This is a genomic window from Sphaerisporangium sp. NPDC051011 (assembly GCF_040653595.1).
Taxonomy (GTDB): domain Bacteria; phylum Actinomycetota; class Actinomycetes; order Streptosporangiales; family Streptosporangiaceae; genus Sphaerisporangium.
The window spans coordinates 1-19,524 of sequence record NZ_JBFAGG010000023.1 but is presented as its reverse complement, the minus strand read 5'-3'; the positions used below and the strand labels follow the sequence as shown (position 1 = coordinate 19,524).

The window sequence follows — 19,524 nt, the reverse complement described above, 5'->3', positions numbered from 1 at the left end:
CTTGCTTGATCGGGCGGAGACGGCCAAATTCGTCTGCGTGCTCGCGAACATTCCTCGTCCCGAACCAGCTCAGCTCGTGGTGCAGCGATTCGGCGCGGTCGTTGCTGGAAGTGGTGCGGTGCCGTGGCTGCTGTTGGAGGAGGGCGGCGCTGAACACCCGGGCGTCAGCGACTTCCTCCGACAGATGGTGGCCAGCGACTACGGGGCCAGCAGCGTCCGGTCGTACGCGCTCGCCCTGCTGCGCTGGCTGCGGTTCCTGCGAGCGGTCGGGGTGCAGTGGGACCGGGCCGGCCGCGAGGATACGCGGGACTTCGTGCTCTGGATGAGAGCCGCCGCACCGGCCCGACCGGCGAGCACGCGCGTGCCCGGCACCGTCAACCAGCGGACTGGGAAGCGGTACCTCGGCAGCACCTTCGCCCCGGCAACGATCAACCATAACCTCGCCGTGATCAGCACCTTCTATGATCACCACATCGGCCAGGGCACAGGGCCGCTGATCAACCCGGTTCCTCCGCGCACAAGCGCCCGGGGTGGCAGGGCAGACGCCCACCACAACCCGCTCGAACCGTTCCGGGCGGGTCGCCGCGGCGTCTATCGCCAGCGTGTACCGCAGACGGCACCGCGGGCGATGCCCGACGGCATGTTCGACGAGCTGTTCGAGGCGATGCGCTCTCATCGCGACCGCGCGCTGCTGGCGCTCTACGTCTCTTGCGGCTCGCGCCCGGCCGAGTTGCTCGGCATCACCGGCGCTCACCTCAACTACGGCGAGCAGCTCGTCGGCGTCATCCGCAAGGGCACCCGGGCGTTGCAGTGGCTGCCCGCCTCGCCTGACGCCTTCGTCTGGCTGCTGCTCTACCAGAACGACTTGCCCGGTGAGCTGATGGCCGTTGACCAGCCTGTCTGGTGGACGCTGCGCCGACCTTGGCGGCCTCTCGACTACGACGCACTGCGCGCGGTGTTGCGCCGGGCCAATGCCGAACTCGGCACCAACTGGACGTCGCACGACCTGCGGCACACCTACGCCGTCCGCATGGCTAACGACCCCAAGGTTCCGCTGGTCAGCCTTCAAGTGCTGCTCGGCCATGTCCACCTGACCACGACGCAGCGCTACCTCAGGCCGCACCTGGATGAAGTGCTCCAGCACGCCCGGGAGTACTACCGGCGCCAGGCTGGCGATGACGTCGATGAGTCGGGCCCTTCCCTCGAACTCGGCTACGACCACGGCGACCTCCAAGAGCTGTTCGGCTGGCAGGAGACCGTTCGATGAGCTCTGCCCTCACCCAAGACGTCGACATCGCGCTCACTGAGCCGGACGCGGCCGGACCGGTCGTTGTGTCCTGGCCGGCGACGATGTGGACGCGCGAGGAGGTCGTGAAGCGAGCGCGAGCGCTGCCCGTGGGTGCTCAGGACACCGACAAGCGCAGCCAACGGGTGAAGAGCACGGACCGTCTGCTGTCCTGGCTTGAGGCTTTCTCCGGTCTCACCTGGCAAGAGCGGTGGAACGCCAGCGGCAGCGAACAGGCCCTTGCCACCTGGAGCGAGGCTCCAACAGGCTTCATTTGCAGGACCTCCGATCGGCCAGTGTCGAAGTTCGTGGGCCATCGGGCAGCGGTGGTCGGCCTGAACGCCTTGCTCTGCCTGGGCGTGATCAGGCCGAGTTATCGCTTTCTGTTCGCCAGCAGACTCAAGGGCACCTATGACCACATCCGGGAGCTCAGTGACCCGCAGTTCTTCGCCGAAGCCTTCGCGGTCTGCCAGCGCGCTGGCGTTCGCGACCGCCACCAGCTCGACGCTATGCGCCATCTCTGCCGGATTGTCATGCACACCGGCCGAGGCCCGCGCGAGCTGACCACGGACGACCTGCTGAGCTACTACAGCGCCGTGCTGGAGATCCGGCAGGCGAACAGCATGGCGCTGAGCTGGGACATCATGCGCGAGACAGGCGTGTTTCCAGCCGGGACACCGACCTTGCGCGCCACGCGCTGTCGAGGACAGCTCACCATCGCTGAACTGGTCGACGCCTTCGACGTCCAGTGTCAGCCGGTTCGCGAGCTGCTGATCCGCTACCTCAGCGAACGCGCGCCCTCCATCGACTACAGCTCCCTGACGGGGCTTGTCGGCAACCTCGTGGGCGGCTTCTGGAAGGACCTGGAGCAGCACCACCCGGGCGTCGACTCTCTGCATCTTTCCCCGGAGGTCGCCCGGGGCTGGCTCGAACGCGCGCGGGTCAGGCGCGGCGGTCCCGGCAAGGGCACTGCCCGCATCGATCCCTACGGCTTGCTGTTCGTCGTCCGGGCCTTCTACCAGGACCTCGCCCAGTGGGCTTTGGAAGAGCCGTACTGGGTCACCTGGGCCGCTCCATGCCCCGTCCGTGATGAGCACGTTCGCGGCTCGATGAAGCACCAGCGGACCCGCCGAGCGAGGATGCATCAGCGCACCCGCACCCTGGCGCCGCTCCTGCCCCAACTGGTCCATAGCGTGGAGGCCCGGCTGCGCTACGTCGAGCGGCTGCACACCGCTGCACACGAGACTCCGATTAGCGCCACATTCGCCCTCGACGGCGAACTCTTCCAGCGCGTCCAGGCCAAGCACGATGCTGAGGCTGGCGGTCAGGCCGGCGCACGTCGGCTGCGAGTGCTGCGGATGGCCGACGGCCAACGGCTTGACCTCACGCAGGACGAGGACGAGGCGTTCTGGACCTGGGCGATCGTCGAGACGCTGCGCCACACCGGAGTCCGCGTCGAAGAGCTGCTTGAACTGACGCATCTCGCCCTGGTGACCTATCGGCTGCCTGACACTGGCGAGGTCGTCCCGCTGCTCCAGATCGTCCCGTCGAAGCAGGACGCCGAGCGCGTGCTGCTTGTCTCTCCCGAGCTTGCGCACGTGCTGGCGCGGATCATTCAGCGTGTCCGGGCCGGGCAGGACCACGTTCCCCTGGTTGCGCGCTACGACCCGCACGAGCGCGTTACCGGCGCGCCCCTGCCCCATCTGTTCCAGCGCTGGCAGGGCATCGAGCACAGGGTCATGTCCCCGGCGGTCGTGAAGCGTCTGCTCGGCCGGGCGCTTGAGCGCCTGGCGCTGCGCGGACCGGACGGCAAGCTGCTGCACTACACTCCGCACGACTTCCGGCGCATCTTCGCTACAGAGGCGGTGGCCGGCGGCCTGCCGATCCACATCGCTGCGAAGCTGCTCGGCCACCAAGATCTCAACACAACACAGACCTACGCGGCGGTCTACCAGGACGATGTCTTTCGTCACCATGCCGCATTCATCGCGCGCCGCCGCGCCGAGCGCCCCGGCGAGGAATACCGAGAGCCGACCGCGACCGAGTGGGCCGAGTTCGAGCGCCACTTCACCCGCCGCAAGGTTGAATTGGGCTCCTGCGCCAGGCCCTACGGAACGCCTTGTCGGCACGAGCACGCCTGCCTCAGATGCCCAATGCTGCAACCAGATCCAGCTCAGGCCATGCGCCTTGCCGAGATCATCAACAACCTGCATGAGCGGATTCGCGAGGCCACCGAACGGGGCTGGCTTGGCGAGGTCGAGGGGCTCCAGGTCAGCCTCGCCGGTGCCCGGCAGAAGCTTCAGCAGATGCGCAAGATCAGAACTCAGGCCGCCACGATTCCTCTGAGCCCCACGCGACGTGCCTGACACCTCGGTAGTCCGGAGAAGATAGTCCCGGGGACGCCTGCCTTGCAGCACCGGCATCCACGGCAGATCAGGTTCGAGGCTGCGCAGCTCCAAGCCGTTGACGATCGTCGCCCGCTGATGCTCTGCAACCGACAGCCCGGTCCTGGCCAGCGATTCGTCTTCGCACGGCCAGTCGAGCTGAGCGATGTGACGCGGCGGGCCGATCTCGTCGTGGTAGCGACGCACCATCCGCGCGTAGGCGCTGGCGCCCAGGCGCCAGCGCCCATACCGGGTGAGTTCGGTGTACGCCCCGGAGTCCAGGCCCCACACCCCGCCGCCGGCCAAGCGGGGAAGAGAGGAAAGCGGCGAGAGCGAGTGCTGGGAGACATACAGCGGAACCCGCACCCGGGCCAGCCAGTCCGGGTGATGGGTACCGAGGAAGAAGCGCATCAGGCCGCCTTCGGGGCATCGCGGCCCTGAGCGGCGGCCGGCGGATGGGGCAGCAGACGAGGATCGGTCGAGATGTGCGTGGACAACGCGACCAAGCCGCGGCGGACAGGTTCGCCTCCCGCAGCCACCTCGACAAAGACCTCATCCAGCAGAGCGAACGCCTCGGCATCACTCTCCGCGGCTACCTCCAGGGTCACCTCGACGGTCGAGCGGTAGCGGAAGATCGGCCCAGCGGGCGGGTACGGCAACGCCGACAGGTCGACGGTGCTGTGCCGGCCGGCCTGGTCGATCACCGTGAACACGTTGGCGGCCGAGCCCGGAGCGCTGCGATCGGCCCAGGCCAGTTCCGCCGCGTGCCGAGGTGATTCGGCGTGCTCGTCGATCTCCCAGCGCACGAGGTAGTCAGGCATCTGCCACCTCGCCCGTGTGAGCTTCGGAGGCGAAGGCGATTTCGGCGAGGCGTTCCTGCGCCTCTACGAGCGGCGGTGCCGCGGGTGGACGATCCGTGGAGGAGTTGTCCCTTGGGGACGTGGAACAGCAGTGGGTGCCGCGTGGTGCGGCCGCCGTCTGCTGGTTGGGGGTGGTGGTCAGCATGCGATCTCCTGTCGCGGGAGAAGACAACCGCTCCCGGCCGGTGAGCCGGCCAGGGGCGGCAGGGGGAGGTCATGCGGGTCGGAAGCGGGCCGGTGAGCCGTGGCCCGCACATGTCCGGCTCGCAGGTGATCGGGGATGGCTCAGTCGAAGTGGATCTGCCGGAACACCTCGTCGAGCGCCTTGATGGCCTCGTCTTCCGGCATCTCCTCCAGCCGGGCCAGCGGCCCGAGGTCGACGTCGTGCCGGTCGGACAGGTGGGCCTGGGCGATGGCCTCGCGCAGGATCTTGCGGGTTTCGGAGCTCATCTCGGTCATGACGTGTTTCCTTCCAGGAGGAGAAAAGGAGTCGCTCCTGGCCAAGCGGCCGAGGCGGGACGGACGGCATGGGGGGAGGCGATCGGGTTGGCCGGGCTGACGCGCCTGAGGTCACACCCGGCCGGGGGTTAAGGTCGATCGGGGCAACCAGCCCTTCGCTGATGCCGGGATCGTGTTCGGCCGGTCGTCATCGCAGGCCGGACACCGGTCGAGGGAGGCGTGGTCACCGGCCGGCCCGCCGGCAACGGCGAGGTGTTCCTGCGCCGCGATGAGCGGTTCTTCCGCGGGCGATGATCGTTCATCGAGTCGTCCCTTCACGACGGGGAACGGCGCAGGGCAGGGGTGGTGGTCAGGCGGCGTCGGCGTAGACGTCGGCGGCGTCGAACTCCTCGGCGAGGTCGTCGGCGATCTCCTTCTCCACGTGGGCGGCCAGGGGGACCTCCTGCGGACCCGGCGTGGCGTCCTCGGGACCGGATGCCGGCGCCGGGCCGGCGGAGGCGTCCGGCTCGGCAACGGGGCCCGGTTCGGACTCCTGCGTCCCCTGCGGCGGGTGCTCGACGTCGTCGATCGGCTGGTCATCGTGCTCCTCGGGGTCCTGGCCGGCTACCGCCGTCTCGGCACTGGTCTGGTCGGTGTCTTCTCCCTCGATGGGGTCCTCGGCGGGGTTGTCGCCGCGGTAGGGAACGCCGTCGGCGACGGCCTTCTCGATCGGGCTGGGCTCGTAGCCGTGCTTGGCGCCGATCTCGGCGACGAACCGCAGCCACGCCCCGGCGTCCTCGCGGGTGCACGGGGAGTACTTGTCCTCGCGCCAGGTGTTGCGCCGCTCCCCATCACCGGTGATCTCCCGCTCGTAGGCGGTCGCGATGGGCGCGAGCGCGAGCATCCACAGGCCCGGCTGGGTACTCTTGGCCACCGTCTCCGGCGCGGGGGCGCCGAAGAACTCGAACAAACGGGAGTGACGGGCGCCGCCCAGCGCGCGGCACAGCGGCTCGGGCATCGTGACGAGCTGCCCGGTCACGAACCGGGCGATCGTGGACGCCACGTTCCTAGGCGGGGCCTTGAGCATCAGGAACTCGCGCAGCCACTGCTGCCGGACCGTGCCGGCGGCTACCCACGCCTTGTTCCCCTCGACCACGATCTTCCGGTCGGCGTTCGGCCTGGCCTCCTGAGCGACGGGCGCGACGACGGCCGGCTCGGGAGGGCTGGTAGTGCCGGTCTCCGCGAACACGTGGCCATATGTGACCGGATCCAGGCAGTAGTGGTTCGGGGAGGCGCTCATCCATGAGCCGAGCGACGCGCCGCGGCCGGGGCAGTCCGCGTGGGCGTCGGCGTCCATCTGCTGGGAACCGTTCAAGAGGCGAGACAGCGGCACGGCCCCCTCGGGCCGCTCGGTGGTGACCGTGATCCCCGACTGCTCCAGTTCGGCGACCATCGTGGCGCGGCGTGCTTTGGCTTCCCGTTCGTCCAGCAGGCGCTGCACCGTGTACTTCAGCGGGCCGTACCGGCTGCGGCGGATCACCTCCATCGCCTCGGGGTCGTCCTCGAACGGCTTGAGCAGCGCCAGCTCCTCCAGCGTCCACTCGTAGTCCATCCCCGCGGCGATCTCCTTGGTCATGGAGGTGAGACCGCCGGCCCGCACCCCGGCCTTCACCTCGCCCGCGGACAGGCCCGTGGCCTTGCGGATCTCGGCTCGCGTCATCCCCGCCTGCGCCGCCGAGAACAGCGCTTGGGCCTCCTCGTGCACCGTCAGGCTCGTGCGGAACCTGCTGCTGATCAGCATGTGCAGGTACTGAAGGCCCTCGTCATCGGCGGTGTCGGCGGAGAAGAAGTACGGCACTGCCGCCAGGCCGACCTTCAGCGCGGCGTCCAGGCGGACATTGCCGTCCACCACCCGGTAGCCGCCGTCCGGCTCGATGGTGATCTCCAGCGGCGTGATGATCCCTGCTGATGCGACCGAGCGGCAGAATGACTGGTCGGCCTGCTTGTCCTCTCGGACATTTCCGGGGTGGGAGACCAGCAGCTCCACCGGGATCACGGGACGCTCGGTATACGCCAGATCCTCGCCTCGCCAACCCTCAGCGGCCAGGTCCGCGTTTTCGGGGACGTCCTGATCGGCGACTGCGCCTTCCAGAACGTCGGGATCGGTTGCGACTTCGGTCATGTGCCCTCCACAGGCTCATCGCGCCAGGCTGGCCTGGCCACCGCCTTGCTGCGGCGGCCGGGGGACACAGGGACGGTCCCTGCCCGGCTCAAGGCGCCCGCGACGCACGCAGCCGGGAACGCAACCCGGCGGTCCCGGCACGGCCAAGATGTTTTCCGCCAGGAAAAGATCTTTGGGCGAGGCCGGGACGAGCGCAGCGAGAGCCGGTTGCGGGCACGGCAAGAGTGGCGCAGCCTTGGGAGCCGGGCAGGGACCTGGAACCCACGGACGCGTGCGCTCCACGGTGCCGAACCGACGGCGAGAACCGCTGATGCAGCCCCAAATGCTGACCCGGCGGCGCGGCCCGCTGGGCTTCCCTCAGTGAGATCTCAGTCGTCTCCGGAGACGATCACCGGTTGGCGTTTGATGATGGCGAAGACCGGGGTCGAGGGCCCGACGTAGGCGCCGGTGACGTTGTAGTCGATCCACTCGCCGGCCTCCTCTTCGTCCATGCCCCACCCCAACAGGACCCGTAGGCAAAGAGCCAGGTCGTACAGAGCGACGACCCGCCGCGAGTTGCCGAACCAGCCCTCGGCCATACCGATCAACGCGTCCTCGAAACCGTCGGCCAGCAACGCTTCGCCGTCGCTGCACTCGGCCAACCGGTCCCGGATGTCCTCAAAAGACGAGTCAGTCATGCGCGCCCCCGGCCTTCCCGCGGCGGGATCGGCCGCCTCGACGACGGCCACAGGCCTGCGGAGCCATCACGAGCGGCAGCCCGCTCCTGACGTCGAACGGCTGGCCGGCCGCCACCGCGGCCTTGAGCTGGTCCTGGAAGTCCCTGGCCAGGGCCGGGACACGAAACGAGCGGCCCTTCCTACGACCGGCCACAATCCAGCAGACTCGGTGGACCGGACCTCGCGGGCCCTCGTGTCTGCCGATCCAGTCACAGATCCAGATCTTGTAGGTGATCCCATGCTGGTGGCTGCGGGCGTGAGAGGCTGTGCGGCCAATGGGTGATGGGTTCATGTGGGGATAAGCTCCCTTGCTCGATGAGGGGCAAATGTCTTGGGGGAGGGGTTTGAGACCTGCGCTCGCCGGGAGTGGGAGGTGCACCGCCTCCGGCCTCGGCATGTACAGGGCAACGCCATCTCTAGCGATACGCCGACGTATACGAACTATGCGTACGTTATACTCACGTATATGTGCTGGTCAATGGTGAACCGCTGTGGCCGCCTCATCCTGGAGGTGTGGCCCCGTTCCCCGTCCCACACGAAGTCGAACTCCGCGTGGGACGGCCTGCGGGATCTGTCCAGGCGTCGGCGATGTGTTCTGGGGGTCAAGGTCGCGGGCTCGAACTCGGCCTTGGTTGCCGGGGAGTGTGGTGCGCAGGTGCGAGGGTGGCGCCGACGTTGCCAGGGCGCAGACTCACGCACGGTTCATCGGGCTTATCTATTAAGTCCGGGCCATGCCTTCGAGCTAGTGCGAAAGCTCCGTGGCCGCTAGGATCGTCACGCTCCGAACGTCGGAGATCACTGAGTGTGAAGACACAGGCGGGAACCGATGATCGACTCGTTCGTTGTGCTCGATCCAGCCATCTGGCTGGCGGGTGTGATAGCCATTGGCGCCCTGGTGGCGCATGTGGCGTTGCGGTTCAGGATCTCAGTCATGCTCTCGCTGAGCTGACCCGCTGGTCAGGTTGGCGCCTGGGGGCGACGGATGCCCCCAGGCGCTCCCTCCAGGGATGATCGTTGACAGTCGGCCATGCCCTACATAGACAAGCCGTTGCGATCCCTCCAGGGGTCGTCAGTTCCTGTCGCCGAGGATCGTCGATCCAGGTCAGAGTAGTGGACTGCCACTCCGACGTCTTTCGATGGGGCCGTGGCCGGCCCCTGGTGGCGACTTTGGGTGAAGCTGCGTTTTTGTCGGGGGTGGCTGCTATAAGTGGTCAGTTGTTTGCTCTGTGTGCCGCGTGATCGGGAGATCCCTGTGCGTTTTCGCGTTGACGTGTCTGCGGACACCGCACAGATTGCCTGGCCGGATGTGTACGGGCCGGCCCGGGGAGTCGTGTACGACCTGCTGCGGAGTCAGGATGCGGTGCTGGCCGGTGAGTTGCATGACAAGGGGTGGGCGGGAACGCCGATCAAGCCTGTCGGGATATCCCCTCCCGTTTTCCGGGACAAGACCCGGCGTAAGGGGGTGTGGGGGTCGTCGGGGCTGGGCTCGGTGTGGCTGGGCTCGCCGGTACCGCAGATCGCCGCCTGCCTTGTGGCTGGGCTCGCGGGGCGTTCGGAGATCAGATGGGGGGCGACCCGCCTCACGGTCCGTGGGGTGCAATTGGAGGCGCCACCTGCAAATTTCCAGTCGGGAACCGGGGAGTTCTCCACACGGTCTCCGATCTTGGTGAAACGTGACGGACGGTTTCTCCTGCCAGAGGATGCCGATTATCTGGAGCGGCTTACCCATAATTTGCGGCATCGGGCCGATGCGCTCGGTCTGCCCAATGCGGTGGAGGTCGAGGTGTTGGAGGCGGGGCCGCGGCGGCGAGATGAGGTGCAGGGGAAAATGCGCATCGGGGCGACGGCGAAGCTCCGTGTCCGGGCGGCGCCGGAATTGCTGCAAGCCTTTCACGAGGGTGGGATCGGTCTTAACTGTACGCAGGGCTTTGGGTGGCTGCGGTGAGCGGGGCGTTGGTGCTGACCGGTCATCCGGTGCAACGGTGCGGGGCGTGGGCGGTGGCGATGCTCGCTGGAGTCCCCGTTCGCACGGGCAAACCGGGGGGCGATGCACCCTTTGAGGTGACCGCGCGTGAACTGGATGAGGTGAGCGGGCGGATCGCCGAGGATGTCGCACGTGCCGCTGTAGCCGCGCAGGGGTCGGCGGAGTACGACTGGTGGAAGGTGCTTTTCGCGCTGTACCCGAATTCACCCCCGACCCATGCGAAGCGCCAGCGTGACCGCACGTCCATCAAGGCGGAGATGGTCAGGCTGCTGGGCCGAGATGCGGCGGCCAGTGAGATGCGGCCGTGTGTGTTTTGCGGAGTGCCGTCGTCGACTTTGTGGGCGAAGTCGTTGATGCCGATGTTCGACACGGTGCGTGCGGTGAACACGTTGCCGCCGGGCGTGGCGGGATGGCCGGTGTGCTGGGCGTGCCGGGTGGCGCTGTGGGCTCTGCCGTACGGGGCGTGGGTGACGGCAGGGTCTGCAACCGTTCTGACCTGCGATGATCGCCAGATCGAGCGGGAGTTCGTTCGGGGGAACGTCGATCGAGCGGCAAAAACATTGCAGATGGGCTGCAGTTCGCTGCCAGCGGGTGCGGGCCCTGAGGCGGTGGTGGTGGAAGCGCTGGCCGTGCACGCGCGGTTTGGTGGCGTGGCGCGAGGTGACGGCCGGGCAGCGGCGGCTGCCACGTTGTGGATGTTCAAGAACGACAATCAGGAGCCCTGGCTGCGCGTGAGCAGTACCCGGGCCGGGGTCGGCAGGTTCCTGCGGATGGTGCAGGCCGACTCCGACGCAAGGGCTGGGAAGCAGCGTTTGCGTAGCGCGTTGGTCCGCCGTGACCGTTCCGGCGCTGTGGAACTGGACGGGGACACCGCAGTCGCCCGGCTGCTGTTCGAACCCGACGGGTATCCGGCGGATCGGCTGCTGCATGAGCTGGATCGCCGGCTGCGAGCGCCGGATGACCTTTCTCAACGCGCCATATGGCAGTGGTGCGCGTTATCCCGCCTTTATCTGGAGGTGATGCACGAGATGAACGCCGCCAAGTACGCGCCGGTCGCGGACATCTTCGTTAGATGGATCGGCCAGGAATCCACGCGTGGCCGGTTCAACGAGTTCCGGTCCGCATTGAGTTCCGGATGGAAGCTGCATCGGCTGTACGTGAACGCATCAGCGCGGCTTTTCCTGGACGGCAGCGTTCCTGCCAGTATTCGCGACGGGCTCGATGCCAACATTGTCGACTCCCTCTTCGAGCAGTCCGAATGGCGTGGCCGGGCCGGGCTTTACACCGTCGTCCTCAGCGAGTTGATCAAAGCCGGTGTGCGGGTCGGCAAGAGCGACGAGGCCGATGACGACACCGATGACGACGCGGCGGAGTTCGCTCCCGAGCAGAACGGCGAAGAGGAAGAGGATCACGGCTGATGAGCTACCTCGCTGGCAAGATCGTGCTTTCGGTGATCGCGGGCGCCCCCAACAACGGCAAGGGGCAGCAGACGACCGAGACGCCGGTGAAAAAGGCGTTCATCCGCGGCAAGCACTATCCCTATGTGTCCGCGCAGGCGTTTCGCCGCTGGTGGCGGGACACGATGGCCACCCTCGGATCTGATCCCTCCCCTGTGGAACGGGTGGGGAAGGCGCAAGGTAAGGCGCAGAAGGCGACCACACAAGGCGCCCCGATCCTGTACGCCGACGATGACCTGTTCGGCTACATGAAGACCTCCAAGGACAAGGACGGCGGGACAACCGTCCGAGACAGCCCACTCATGGTCGGAACGTTCCTATCTGTCGAGCCGGCCCAGCCGACGAGCGATTTCGGGGTGATGGCCCGGGGCGTGGAGGACCCGGTGCTGCACTCCCACGAGTTCTACACCGCCGATCTGGCCGCGCCGTTCCTGCTGGACCTGCCGCGCGTGGGCACGTTCACCCTGCCCGGGCAAAACGGCTCGGGCCGGGCGAACTACTTGAGCGAGGAGGCCGCCCTTCGCCTTGCCGCGGCGGCTCAGGCAGGGGCCTCCACCTGTGTCTTCCGTGGTCAGTCCGCGCTGCGGCTTCCGCTGCCGATGCGGCGTGAGCGGGTGGCCGTCCTGCTGCAGGCGCTGGCGGAGCTGACCGGCGGTGCCAAGAAGGCGCTGCACTACGGGGATCGCGTGCCGGCGTTGATCGCGATGGTCCCCATGGCCGGTGGCGTCAATCCCCTCGGGTTCGTCATCGACGGAGCCGAAGAGCGCTACAGCGGCTTGCAGGTACGCGCTCAGGCCCTGCGGGAGGAGCTCACGGCATGGGATGGTGAGTGGGAGGCGCCGGTGCGACTGGGGTGGCGTCCAGGCTTTCGGGAGCAACTGCGCAAGGAGTTCGAGACCGAGGCCACAGACCTGCTCGACGAGGGGAAGGTCGTCGTCTCCCATCCACGGTCTTTGTTGCTGGACCTGGCCCAGCAGATCCGGGACGGCAGGCACGACGCCTGGTTCGACGACCCGGCCAGGTGACCCCGTGGTAGAGGATCAGCGGGTGCCGATCGAGGCGGTCCGCATCGAGTTGTACGCCCCGGTGGCCTCGTTCCGGGATCCGATGTTCCCCGGAGTGAGTCGTTGCCTGCCGGTGCCGCCGCCTTCCACGGTGCGCGGGATGCTCGCGGCGGCCACGGGGAACCCGGCCGAACCGGTCTGTTTCGGCATGGCGGCCTGCGCGGATGGCCGTGGGGTGGATGCCGAGACCTATCATCCGGTCGCGGCTGATGGTTCCAACCCTCCAGTCCGGGGCCGGGTGGGGGAGGGTAAGGGCGGGATGACCGTTCGGGAGCGTCCCTTCCTGGCCGACGTGCGGGTGACATTGTGGGTACCCGACCCTGACGGGCAGCGGATCGCGCGGGCGTTGCGCCGTCCGGTCTGGGGGCTACGCCTGGGCCGATCCCAGGACCTGGTACACGTGCGGAGCATCTCCCGCGTCATGCTGTACCCCGCAGGGGAGGCGGTGGTCGGGCACGCGCTGGCACCGCTGGGCGGACATGCCTCCGCCCGCGCCAGTGTGGTGCGGCTGGCGGACCAGGTGAGCCTGGACCGGATGCGCACGATCTACCGGGACTATCTGTGGTGCGCCGACCCTGCAGGCCGCGAAGCGACGCAAGGCGCCTACCGCGACGGTGACCAGGCAGTCTGGCTGCATGCCGCCGACTCCCAGCACGATGAACCGGCAGAACTGCTGCAGGTGCTGGCCAAATCGGCCAGCCACTCACCGCTGGGCCGCCCCGAGCTGCTGACCGAGCACAGCCTTCAGGTTCGGCGGGCGGCCGATGATCTGGCCGATCGGATCAGCACGGCCGGGGTCCTGGCCGGACATCCCCGATTCTGGTCATGGGTGGCGACCGCAGCGCTGCTACACGATGCCGGAAAGGTGGCCGAAGGCTTTCAACGCCAGCTACGCCCGAAAGGCGAGCCCTGGGGAGAGCGCCACGAGGTACTCTCGCTGGCGTTCGTCGAGCTGCTGACCCGGCACCTGCCGGAGCAGGACCGGCAGATGATCGCCACAGGCGTGCTCTTCCACCACCAGATGCTCATCGGCGCGGAGTGTCTGGCCGACCGCTATCCCCCCGAGGCGGACTGGCAGAGCAAGTTCGGACTCAACAACAACGCCTTCCCCGGCCAGCCCCGGATCCAGGTCTCCACCTCCAGACGCGCCGCAGCCCTGGCCTGGTACGCCAGGCAATTGGGCGTGCCGGCGCCGCAGGAGGCCAGAAAGCTGTGGGACCTGGCTCGTGACGCGTTCGCCCGGACGGCGGACTGGTGGATGCGCGAGGTCCCGCCCGCGGAAGGCCTGCTCGCCGTCCTGGTACAGGGAGCGGTCACGCTGGCCGATCACTCGGGTTCCGCTCACGTCACCCTGCGCAAGCACATACCGCTCCCGTCCCGCTACCTCGACGGCCTGGCGAGCCCGTATGCGCATCAGATCCAGGCGGGTGGCCATGATGGGCATCTCATCGTGCGCGCTCCCACCGGCAGCGGGAAGACCGAGGCCGGCCTGGCATGGGCCTCCCGCCAGTTGGAGAGCATGCCCGGCCGTCCCCGGCTGATCTGGCAGTTGCCATACCGCGCGTCCATCGACGCCGCACGGACCCGCTTCCTCCAGGACCTGAACGCCGACCCCGACGACATCGCGATCCTGCACGCCACCGCCGCCCAGACTCTCCTCGCCGAATGCACCAGCGACGATCAGCACGCCGGCCGGGCACAGGCACGCAAAGCCAAGGCCCAGCGAGCGGCGATGCGACTGTTCGCCCAGAGAATCCGTATCGCCACCCCGCACCAACTGCTGCGAGCGGCGATAGCCGGTCCACGCTACTCAGGCGCGCTGATCGAGCAGTCCAACGCGGCCATGGTGCTGGACGAACTGCACGCCTACGACCCGGTGACCTTCGGGCGGATCTGCGCCGCGATGCGCCTATGGGCCCAGCTCGGCAGCCGCGTCTGCGTGCTGTCGGCAACACTGGCCCAGCCCATGATCGATTTGGTGGCCGAGTCTCTGACACCGGCTCCGGTGACAATCATCGACGCGCCCCAGGAGATCGCGCCGGACCGTCATCGCTTGGTGGTGGATGAGGAACCGATCTGCTGCCCGGCCAGTGTCGCGCGTATCCACCAGTGGCTGGCCGAGGGGCACGGCGTGCTGGTGGTGGCCAACACCGTGGCCCGTGCCCAGTGCATGTACCGGCTACTTACCCCGGCGGCGTGCGCCACCTATCCCGATGACCCGGACGCGGCGATCCTGCTGCACTCACGCTTTCGCCATATGGACCGCGACGCGATCGAAAAACGGATCCGGCAACGCTACCCCGAGCGAGAAGAAGGAGAACGCGAACGACGCGGTGGGCTGGTCATAGCCACCCAAGCCTTGGAGGTGTCCCTGTGCCTGGACTTCGACCGTGGCGTCAGCGAACTCGCACCGGTCGAAGCGATCGCCCAGCGTGCCGGCCGCGTCAACCGGCGCGGCCGACACCCAGACGGAGCCGTCGAGTTCCGCGTACACCTCACCACCAAAACCTGGCCATACGAAGAGGCGGCGCTGAAGGCCGCGCTGCTCGCACTCCGAGAACACCCCGGACCGATCATTTCAGAGGAGACGATCTCGGCCTGGCTGAAGACGGCCTACGCCACCGAATGGGGCCGCGAATGGGAGAACCGAGCACGGGAAAGCCGCGATGCCTTCAGTACTTCCTTCCTCACCTTCACCACCCCCTTCCATGACCGTGCCGAGTTCGCCGACAGGCTGGCCAGAGAACTCGACAGTGTCGACGTCCTGCTGGAGAAGGATCTTGCGCGCTATCACCAACTGGCCGCCGAGGATCCGTTGCTCGCCCACCGGCTGCTCATCCCCATGCGATACGGCGCGGCCGTACGCCATGGAACCCGCAGCCGGGAGCTGCGCCTGTTCGTGACCCCGCTGCCCTACACACCGGAGGAAGGCCTGCTTCTTCCCTCTGGTGAGGACCCGGCGCCCCCACCCTCGGAGACGGTTCTTTGAACGACTTCATCGACGACGACGATGTCAGCGGGCTCGGCGGTGTACACATCAAGTACCTGATGCACTGCCACCGACAGCTCTGGCTCTACATGCACGGCTATCGCCCCGAACGGAGCAACGCCTCGGTGCAATACGGTGAGGCCGTCGACGAGACCACCTACACCCGCCGCCGCGCTCTCGACCTGGGCGAGGCCAAAGTCGATTGGGTCACCACCGGAGCGGTCATCCACGAGACCAAGTCCTCCCGCGCGCCCTCCGACCAGCACCAGGCCCAGGTCCGCCACTACTGCCTGCTGCTTGAGCGCCGCGGCGTCAACGTACGCGGCGGTGTCGTCCACTACCCGCAGATCCGCCGCACCGTCGAGGTCACCTGGGACCGCGCGGCGCGAGCACTCGCCGAGGAAACCGAGTCCCGCGCCCGTGATGTGATCGCCTCGCCGACAGCGCCTGCCCGGCTCAATCGGGCGAGATGCCGGGGATGTTCTTATCTCGACTACTGCTGGAGCGGCTAATGAGCGCTGTCTCGCGGACCTACTGGTTAACCGAACCATGCCGGGTACGTCGGGAAGACGGCAGTATCCGCATAGAACGCGCCGACAGCACACCCGTCCGCATCCCCATCACCGACATCCGCGACCTGGTCATCTTCGACCACGTGGACCTCAACACCTCGGCTGTATCAGTGCTGAGCAAGCACGGCGTCATCGTGCACGTCCTCGATCACTACGGCAATTACGCCGGCGCGCTCACGCCCGCCGAAGAGAACTCCTCCGCCCACGTCCTGCGTCGCCAGGTGGCACTGACCGCCGACGAGGAGACCAAACTGACCATCGGGCGGGCGCTGGTCGCCACGACCGCGCACAACATCCGCTGGTCGCTGGAGACCGACCTTCTCGACGAGCCTCTCGCCCGGCTGGATGAGCAGCTCACGGCCTGTGAATCGACCGAGCAGCTCATGGGAGTGGAAGGCAACTTCCGGCGCACCGTATGGGGCGTCTTGGACACCATGCTGCCACCATGGCTGCGCCTGGAGGGACGAACCCGCCGCCCGCCCACCAACGCCGGAAACGCGTTCATCTCTTACATGAACGCCATCACCTATGCGCGGGTTCTCACCGCCTTGCGATGCACCCCGCTGCATCCCGCCCTGGGTTTCCTGCACGCTGACACCGACCGCCGGCGCAATACCCTCGCCCTCGACCTGGCCGAACCGTTCAAACCGTTGTTCGCCGAGCGGCTGCTACGCAGAGCCGCCGCCCAGAAAACACTTCGTGACAGCGATTTCGAAAGCGGCGTAGGGTACGCCTCGCTAAGCCGTGACGGCCGCAAGAAAATCGCCGAGATGATCCGCGCCGAACTCGCGACAACGGTGTATCACCGCAGGCTACGACGGAAGGTCTCCTACGAAGAACTCATCCACCTGGAAGCACTGAAGCTCGTCCGGCTCTGTCTGGAGAACGAGCCCTACAAGCCATTCCGGCCGTGGTGGTGAACGATGTTCGTCATCGTCGTGTACGACACCCTCGCTGAGCGCAACCCCCAGGTCCTGAAAACCTGCCGCCACTACCTGCACTGGGTACAACGCAGCGTCTTCCAGGGCGAACTGTCCACCGCCCAGCATCGCAGGTTCACCAATGCCATCAGAAAAGTGATCGACACGACCTACGACAGCGTCCTGATATATCGTATCCAGACCCCGATGCTCGTTGAGACCGAAAACATCGGACAGACCATCGGCAATACCAGCCCTATTCTTTGATCATGCTCTCACCTGCAGCGTTGCACTACCGCCGGACCGCTGCAAACAGCCACCTCACACCGCCACCCAGTACAGCGTTGACCTGCGACTTTACCGTCGGGTCGCTGATCATCCCTGGAGGGATAGCAACGGGAGGTCGGCGGCGGTGAGCGTGGTCTCGGTGGCGAGTCGCTGATCATCCCTGGAGGGATAGCAACCCGGTCAGGTGCCGAACCTGCTGCCCAACGTCCTGTCGCTGATCATCCCTGGAGGGATAGCAACACGGGCGAGTCGGCACCGCCGAGCTCGTGGCCGTGTCGCTGATCATCCCTGGAGGGATAGCAACACCTTGGGAGGCATGAGTGACCACGGCTGAGACCCCGGGTCGCTGATCATCCCTGGAGGGATAGCAACTCCTGCCAGAACCCGCGACATTGGGAGCTGGTGCCCCGTCGCTGATCATCCCTGGAGGGATAGCAACGTGACCTGGAAGCCGCAGACCGCACAGTCCGGGAGGTCGCTGATCATCCCTGGAGGGATAGCAACCACCGGGTCTCCCAGGTCAAGGTGGCTAGCCACCTCCAGTCGCTGATCATCCCTGGAGGGATAGCAACTTTTCCCGTCGATCGCGTCGGCGGCGATCTTGCTGGGTCGCTGATCATCCCTGGAGGGATAGCAACACATGCTCGACCGGTCCGCGAGGTGGACACCAAGTCGCTGATCATCCCTGGAGGGATAGCAACTTGATGGTGAGGTCGCCTCCCACGGTGTTGCCGATGGTCGCTGATCATCCCTGGAGGGATAGCAACACCGGCGGAGGCGAGGCGGCCGGATCGCCCGGCGGGGTCGCTGATCATCCCTGGAGGGATAGCAACATCTGGTCGACCACCTCCGGGCCCCGGGTGTCCCAGTCGCTGATCATCCCTGGAGGGATAGCAACCCGAACCCGACCCGACCGAGAAAGCTCCGTTCTGGTCGCTGATCATCCCTGGAGGGATAGCAACACGAGTTGCAGACCGGCGGCCGGTCGATCCCGCTTGTCGCTGATCATCCCTGGAGGGATAGCAACAGCACGTTCACCACGCGTTCGGCGACATGGTCGTGGTGGTCGCTGATCATCCCTGGAGGGATAGCAACCCGTGTCGGCGCTGGGCGCCTTGGCGTGGACCACGTCGCTGATCATCCCTGGAGGGATAGCAACGTCTCTCCTCACTTCCGGCGTGGCCGGCCTGTGGATGTCGCTGATCATCCCTGGAGGGATAGCAACGTACTCCGGTTGCTGCGGCGGCCCGTGCGATCGGGTCGCTGATCATCCCTGGAGGGATAGCAACGGCATCGGGGGCTGGTGACGGCGAACACGTGCAGGGTCGCTGATCATCCCTGGAGGGATAGCAACACCGTTCTGCAACCCGAATCGCCCCGTCCAAGGAAGTCGCTGATCATCCCTGGAGGGATAGCAACACGGGTTGGCCGCTGGTGAGGTCCACGTGGTCGGCAGTCGCTGATCATCCCTGGAGGGATAGCAACCCGCGCGCGCCGCTTTGCCCGCGGTAGGCGGGGCCGGTCGCTGATCATCCCTGGAGGGATAGCAACGGGAGGGGGATGGGGGTCAGCGGGTCTCGCGGGCGTCGCTGATCATCCCTGGAGGGATAGCAACTTCGGGCTGCCCTTGCCCGCCTTGCCGTATCCGGTCGCTGATCATCCCTGGAGGGATAGCAACCGGATCAATGACTGGCAACGCGAATGCCTGCTGTCGGGTCGCTGATCATCCCTGGAGGGATAGCAACACGACGGCGCGACCGAGGCCCGGTCTCGCCGCAAGGGGTCGCTGATCATCCCTGGAGGGATAGCAACGACAAGTCGCGTGCGTTGGCGAGGATGCCCACCAGTCGCTGATCATCCCTGGAGGGATAGCAACTGCCCTCCTGGACAGCAGACGGCGACACGATGTCATGGTCGCTGATCATCCCTGGAGGGATAGCAACAGAACGTCGCGGGGGCGGCCGTCCGGCGTGATGTGTCGCTGATCATCCCTGGAGGGATAGCAACTCCTCGGTCTTGGTCTTGATCTCCTGCGAAAACTCGTCGCTGATCATCCCTGGAGGGATAGCAACATCAGAGGTTGCGTCGGTCGAGGTATTCCTCCAGTCGCTGATCATCCCTGGAGGGATAGCAACCGGTGGGGTGCGGGCTGGACAGCAGGTAGGCCATGCGTCGCTGATCATCCCTGGAGGGATAGCAACGCGTAGACGCGTTCGGCGATGACCAGGTGGGCGTACTGGTCGCTGATCATCCCTGGAGGGATAGCAACAGGTTCGCGTCGGCGTCAGCCGGTGTAGGACGACGCTCGACTTGGGCATGTAGACGACCCTGACGGTGTCCATGTGGACGACATGGAAGACCCCGCCGGGTGGGTGCCGGGCGGGG

The 19,524-nt window shown here is 66.8% G+C and carries 15 protein-coding genes and 1 CRISPR repeat array; of the genes, 10 read left to right on the top strand and 5 right to left on the bottom strand.

Translation table 11 applies throughout. The features are described from left to right. Nucleotide 1: 1 nt before the first annotated feature. Both AB0H21_RS36685 and AB0H21_RS36680 read left to right on the top strand, forming a co-directional pair. Nucleotides 2–1,267 (top strand): tyrosine-type recombinase/integrase, encoded by a 1,266-nt coding sequence (locus tag AB0H21_RS36685; protein ID WP_358526057.1) that lies wholly within the window; start codon nt 2–4, stop codon nt 1,265–1,267. Beyond that, the gene (locus AB0H21_RS36680) at nt 1,264–3,651 is read left to right on the top strand and encodes a site-specific integrase (RefSeq protein WP_358526055.1); all 2,388 of its coding nucleotides are present in this window, start codon (nt 1,264–1,266) and stop codon (nt 3,649–3,651) included. Before AB0H21_RS36685 ends, AB0H21_RS36680 begins: the two co-directional genes overlap by 4 nt. Before the next feature lie 428 nt (nt 3,652–4,079). On the opposite strand, the gene AB0H21_RS36675 is transcribed toward AB0H21_RS36680, so the two are convergent. From AB0H21_RS36675 to AB0H21_RS36655, 5 genes are all read right to left on the bottom strand, one after another. After that, nucleotides 4,080–4,490 (bottom strand): hypothetical protein, encoded by a 411-nt coding sequence (locus AB0H21_RS36675; RefSeq protein WP_358526054.1) that lies wholly within the window; start codon nt 4,488–4,490, stop codon nt 4,080–4,082. Further along, a complete protein-coding gene (locus tag AB0H21_RS36670; protein ID WP_358526052.1) occupies nt 4,483–4,674 on the bottom strand; it encodes a hypothetical protein in 192 nt (63 codons plus the stop codon). Before AB0H21_RS36670 ends, AB0H21_RS36675 begins: the two co-directional genes overlap by 8 nt. 140 nt (nt 4,675–4,814) lie before the next feature. After that, nucleotides 4,815–4,988, bottom strand: coding sequence for a hypothetical protein (locus AB0H21_RS36665; RefSeq protein WP_358526051.1), 174 nt, complete (start codon nt 4,986–4,988; stop codon nt 4,815–4,817). Nucleotides 4,989–5,337: 349 nt separating this feature from the next. Then, nucleotides 5,338–7,149 (bottom strand): hypothetical protein, encoded by a 1,812-nt coding sequence (locus AB0H21_RS36660; protein ID WP_358526050.1) that lies wholly within the window; start codon nt 7,147–7,149, stop codon nt 5,338–5,340. 368 nt (nt 7,150–7,517) lie between these two features. Further along, complete coding sequence (locus AB0H21_RS36655; protein WP_358526049.1) at nt 7,518–7,877, bottom strand: hypothetical protein; 360 nt, start codon at nt 7,875–7,877, stop codon at nt 7,518–7,520. A gap of 814 nt (nt 7,878–8,691) precedes the next feature. On the opposite strand from AB0H21_RS36655, the gene AB0H21_RS36650 reads away from it, so the two are divergent. From AB0H21_RS36650 to cas2, 8 genes are all read left to right on the top strand, one after another. After that, complete coding sequence (locus tag AB0H21_RS36650; protein ID WP_358526047.1) at nt 8,692–8,814, top strand: hypothetical protein; 123 nt, start codon at nt 8,692–8,694, stop codon at nt 8,812–8,814. Between the two features lie 381 nt (nt 8,815–9,195). Continuing rightward, entirely contained in the window at nt 9,196–9,810 is a 615-nt protein-coding gene (cas6, locus tag AB0H21_RS36645) for a CRISPR-associated endoribonuclease Cas6 (RefSeq protein WP_358526045.1), read from the top strand. Continuing rightward, complete coding sequence (locus AB0H21_RS36640; RefSeq protein ID WP_358526044.1) at nt 9,807–11,267, top strand: hypothetical protein; 1,461 nt, start codon at nt 9,807–9,809, stop codon at nt 11,265–11,267. The genes cas6 and AB0H21_RS36640 overlap by 4 nt, the downstream gene beginning before the upstream one ends. Next, nucleotides 11,267–12,331 (top strand): type I-B CRISPR-associated protein Cas7/Cst2/DevR, encoded by a 1,065-nt coding sequence (cas7i, locus tag AB0H21_RS36635; RefSeq protein WP_358526042.1) that lies wholly within the window; start codon nt 11,267–11,269, stop codon nt 12,329–12,331. Before AB0H21_RS36640 ends, cas7i begins: the two co-directional genes overlap by 1 nt. A gap of 22 nt (nt 12,332–12,353) precedes the next feature. After that, nucleotides 12,354–15,359, top strand: a complete 3,006-nt coding sequence (cas3, locus tag AB0H21_RS36630; protein WP_358526041.1) for a CRISPR-associated helicase Cas3' — start codon at nt 12,354–12,356, stop codon at nt 15,357–15,359. Further along, on the top strand, nt 15,356–15,871 hold the full coding sequence (locus AB0H21_RS36625; protein WP_358526039.1) for a CRISPR-associated protein Cas4: 516 nt from the start codon (nt 15,356–15,358) through the stop codon (nt 15,869–15,871). The genes cas3 and AB0H21_RS36625 overlap by 4 nt, the downstream gene beginning before the upstream one ends. Next, nucleotides 15,871–16,851, top strand: a complete 981-nt coding sequence (gene cas1b / locus AB0H21_RS36620; RefSeq protein WP_358526037.1) for a type I-B CRISPR-associated endonuclease Cas1b — start codon at nt 15,871–15,873, stop codon at nt 16,849–16,851. The genes AB0H21_RS36625 and cas1b overlap by 1 nt, the downstream gene beginning before the upstream one ends. Nucleotides 16,852–16,854: 3 nt before the next feature. Then, nucleotides 16,855–17,118 carry a CRISPR-associated endonuclease Cas2 gene (cas2, locus tag AB0H21_RS36615; protein ID WP_358526036.1) on the top strand — a complete coding sequence of 88 codons (264 nt, stop codon included), beginning with the start codon at nt 16,855–16,857 and terminating at the stop codon, nt 17,116–17,118. Nucleotides 17,119–17,218: 100 nt separating this feature from the next. After that, nucleotides 17,219–19,408: direct repeats of the CRISPR family, unit length 30 nt; unit sequence GTCGCTGATCATCCCTGGAGGGATAGCAAC. Nucleotides 19,409–19,524 lie beyond the last annotated feature (116 nt).

Excerpts from the sequence above, each read along its gene's own strand:
- AB0H21_RS36680 (WP_358526055.1), top strand. The coding sequence starts at position 1,264 with ATGAGCTCTGCCCTCACCCAAGACGTCGACATCGCGCTCACTGAGCCG.
- AB0H21_RS36675 (WP_358526054.1), bottom strand. The coding sequence starts at position 4,490 with ATGCCTGACTACCTCGTGCGCTGGGAGATCGACGAGCACGCCGAATCA.
- AB0H21_RS36670 (WP_358526052.1), bottom strand. The coding sequence starts at position 4,674 with ATGCTGACCACCACCCCCAACCAGCAGACGGCGGCCGCACCACGCGGC.
- AB0H21_RS36665 (WP_358526051.1), bottom strand. The coding sequence starts at position 4,988 with ATGACCGAGATGAGCTCCGAAACCCGCAAGATCCTGCGCGAGGCCATC.
- AB0H21_RS36660 (WP_358526050.1), bottom strand. The coding sequence starts at position 7,149 with ATGACCGAAGTCGCAACCGATCCCGACGTTCTGGAAGGCGCAGTCGCC.
- AB0H21_RS36650 (WP_358526047.1), top strand. The coding sequence starts at position 8,692 with ATGATCGACTCGTTCGTTGTGCTCGATCCAGCCATCTGGCTGGCGGGT.
- cas7i (WP_358526042.1), top strand. The coding sequence starts at position 11,267 with ATGAGCTACCTCGCTGGCAAGATCGTGCTTTCGGTGATCGCGGGCGCC.
- cas1b (WP_358526037.1), top strand. The coding sequence starts at position 15,871 with ATGAGCGCTGTCTCGCGGACCTACTGGTTAACCGAACCATGCCGGGTA.
- cas2 (WP_358526036.1), top strand. The coding sequence starts at position 16,855 with ATGTTCGTCATCGTCGTGTACGACACCCTCGCTGAGCGCAACCCCCAG.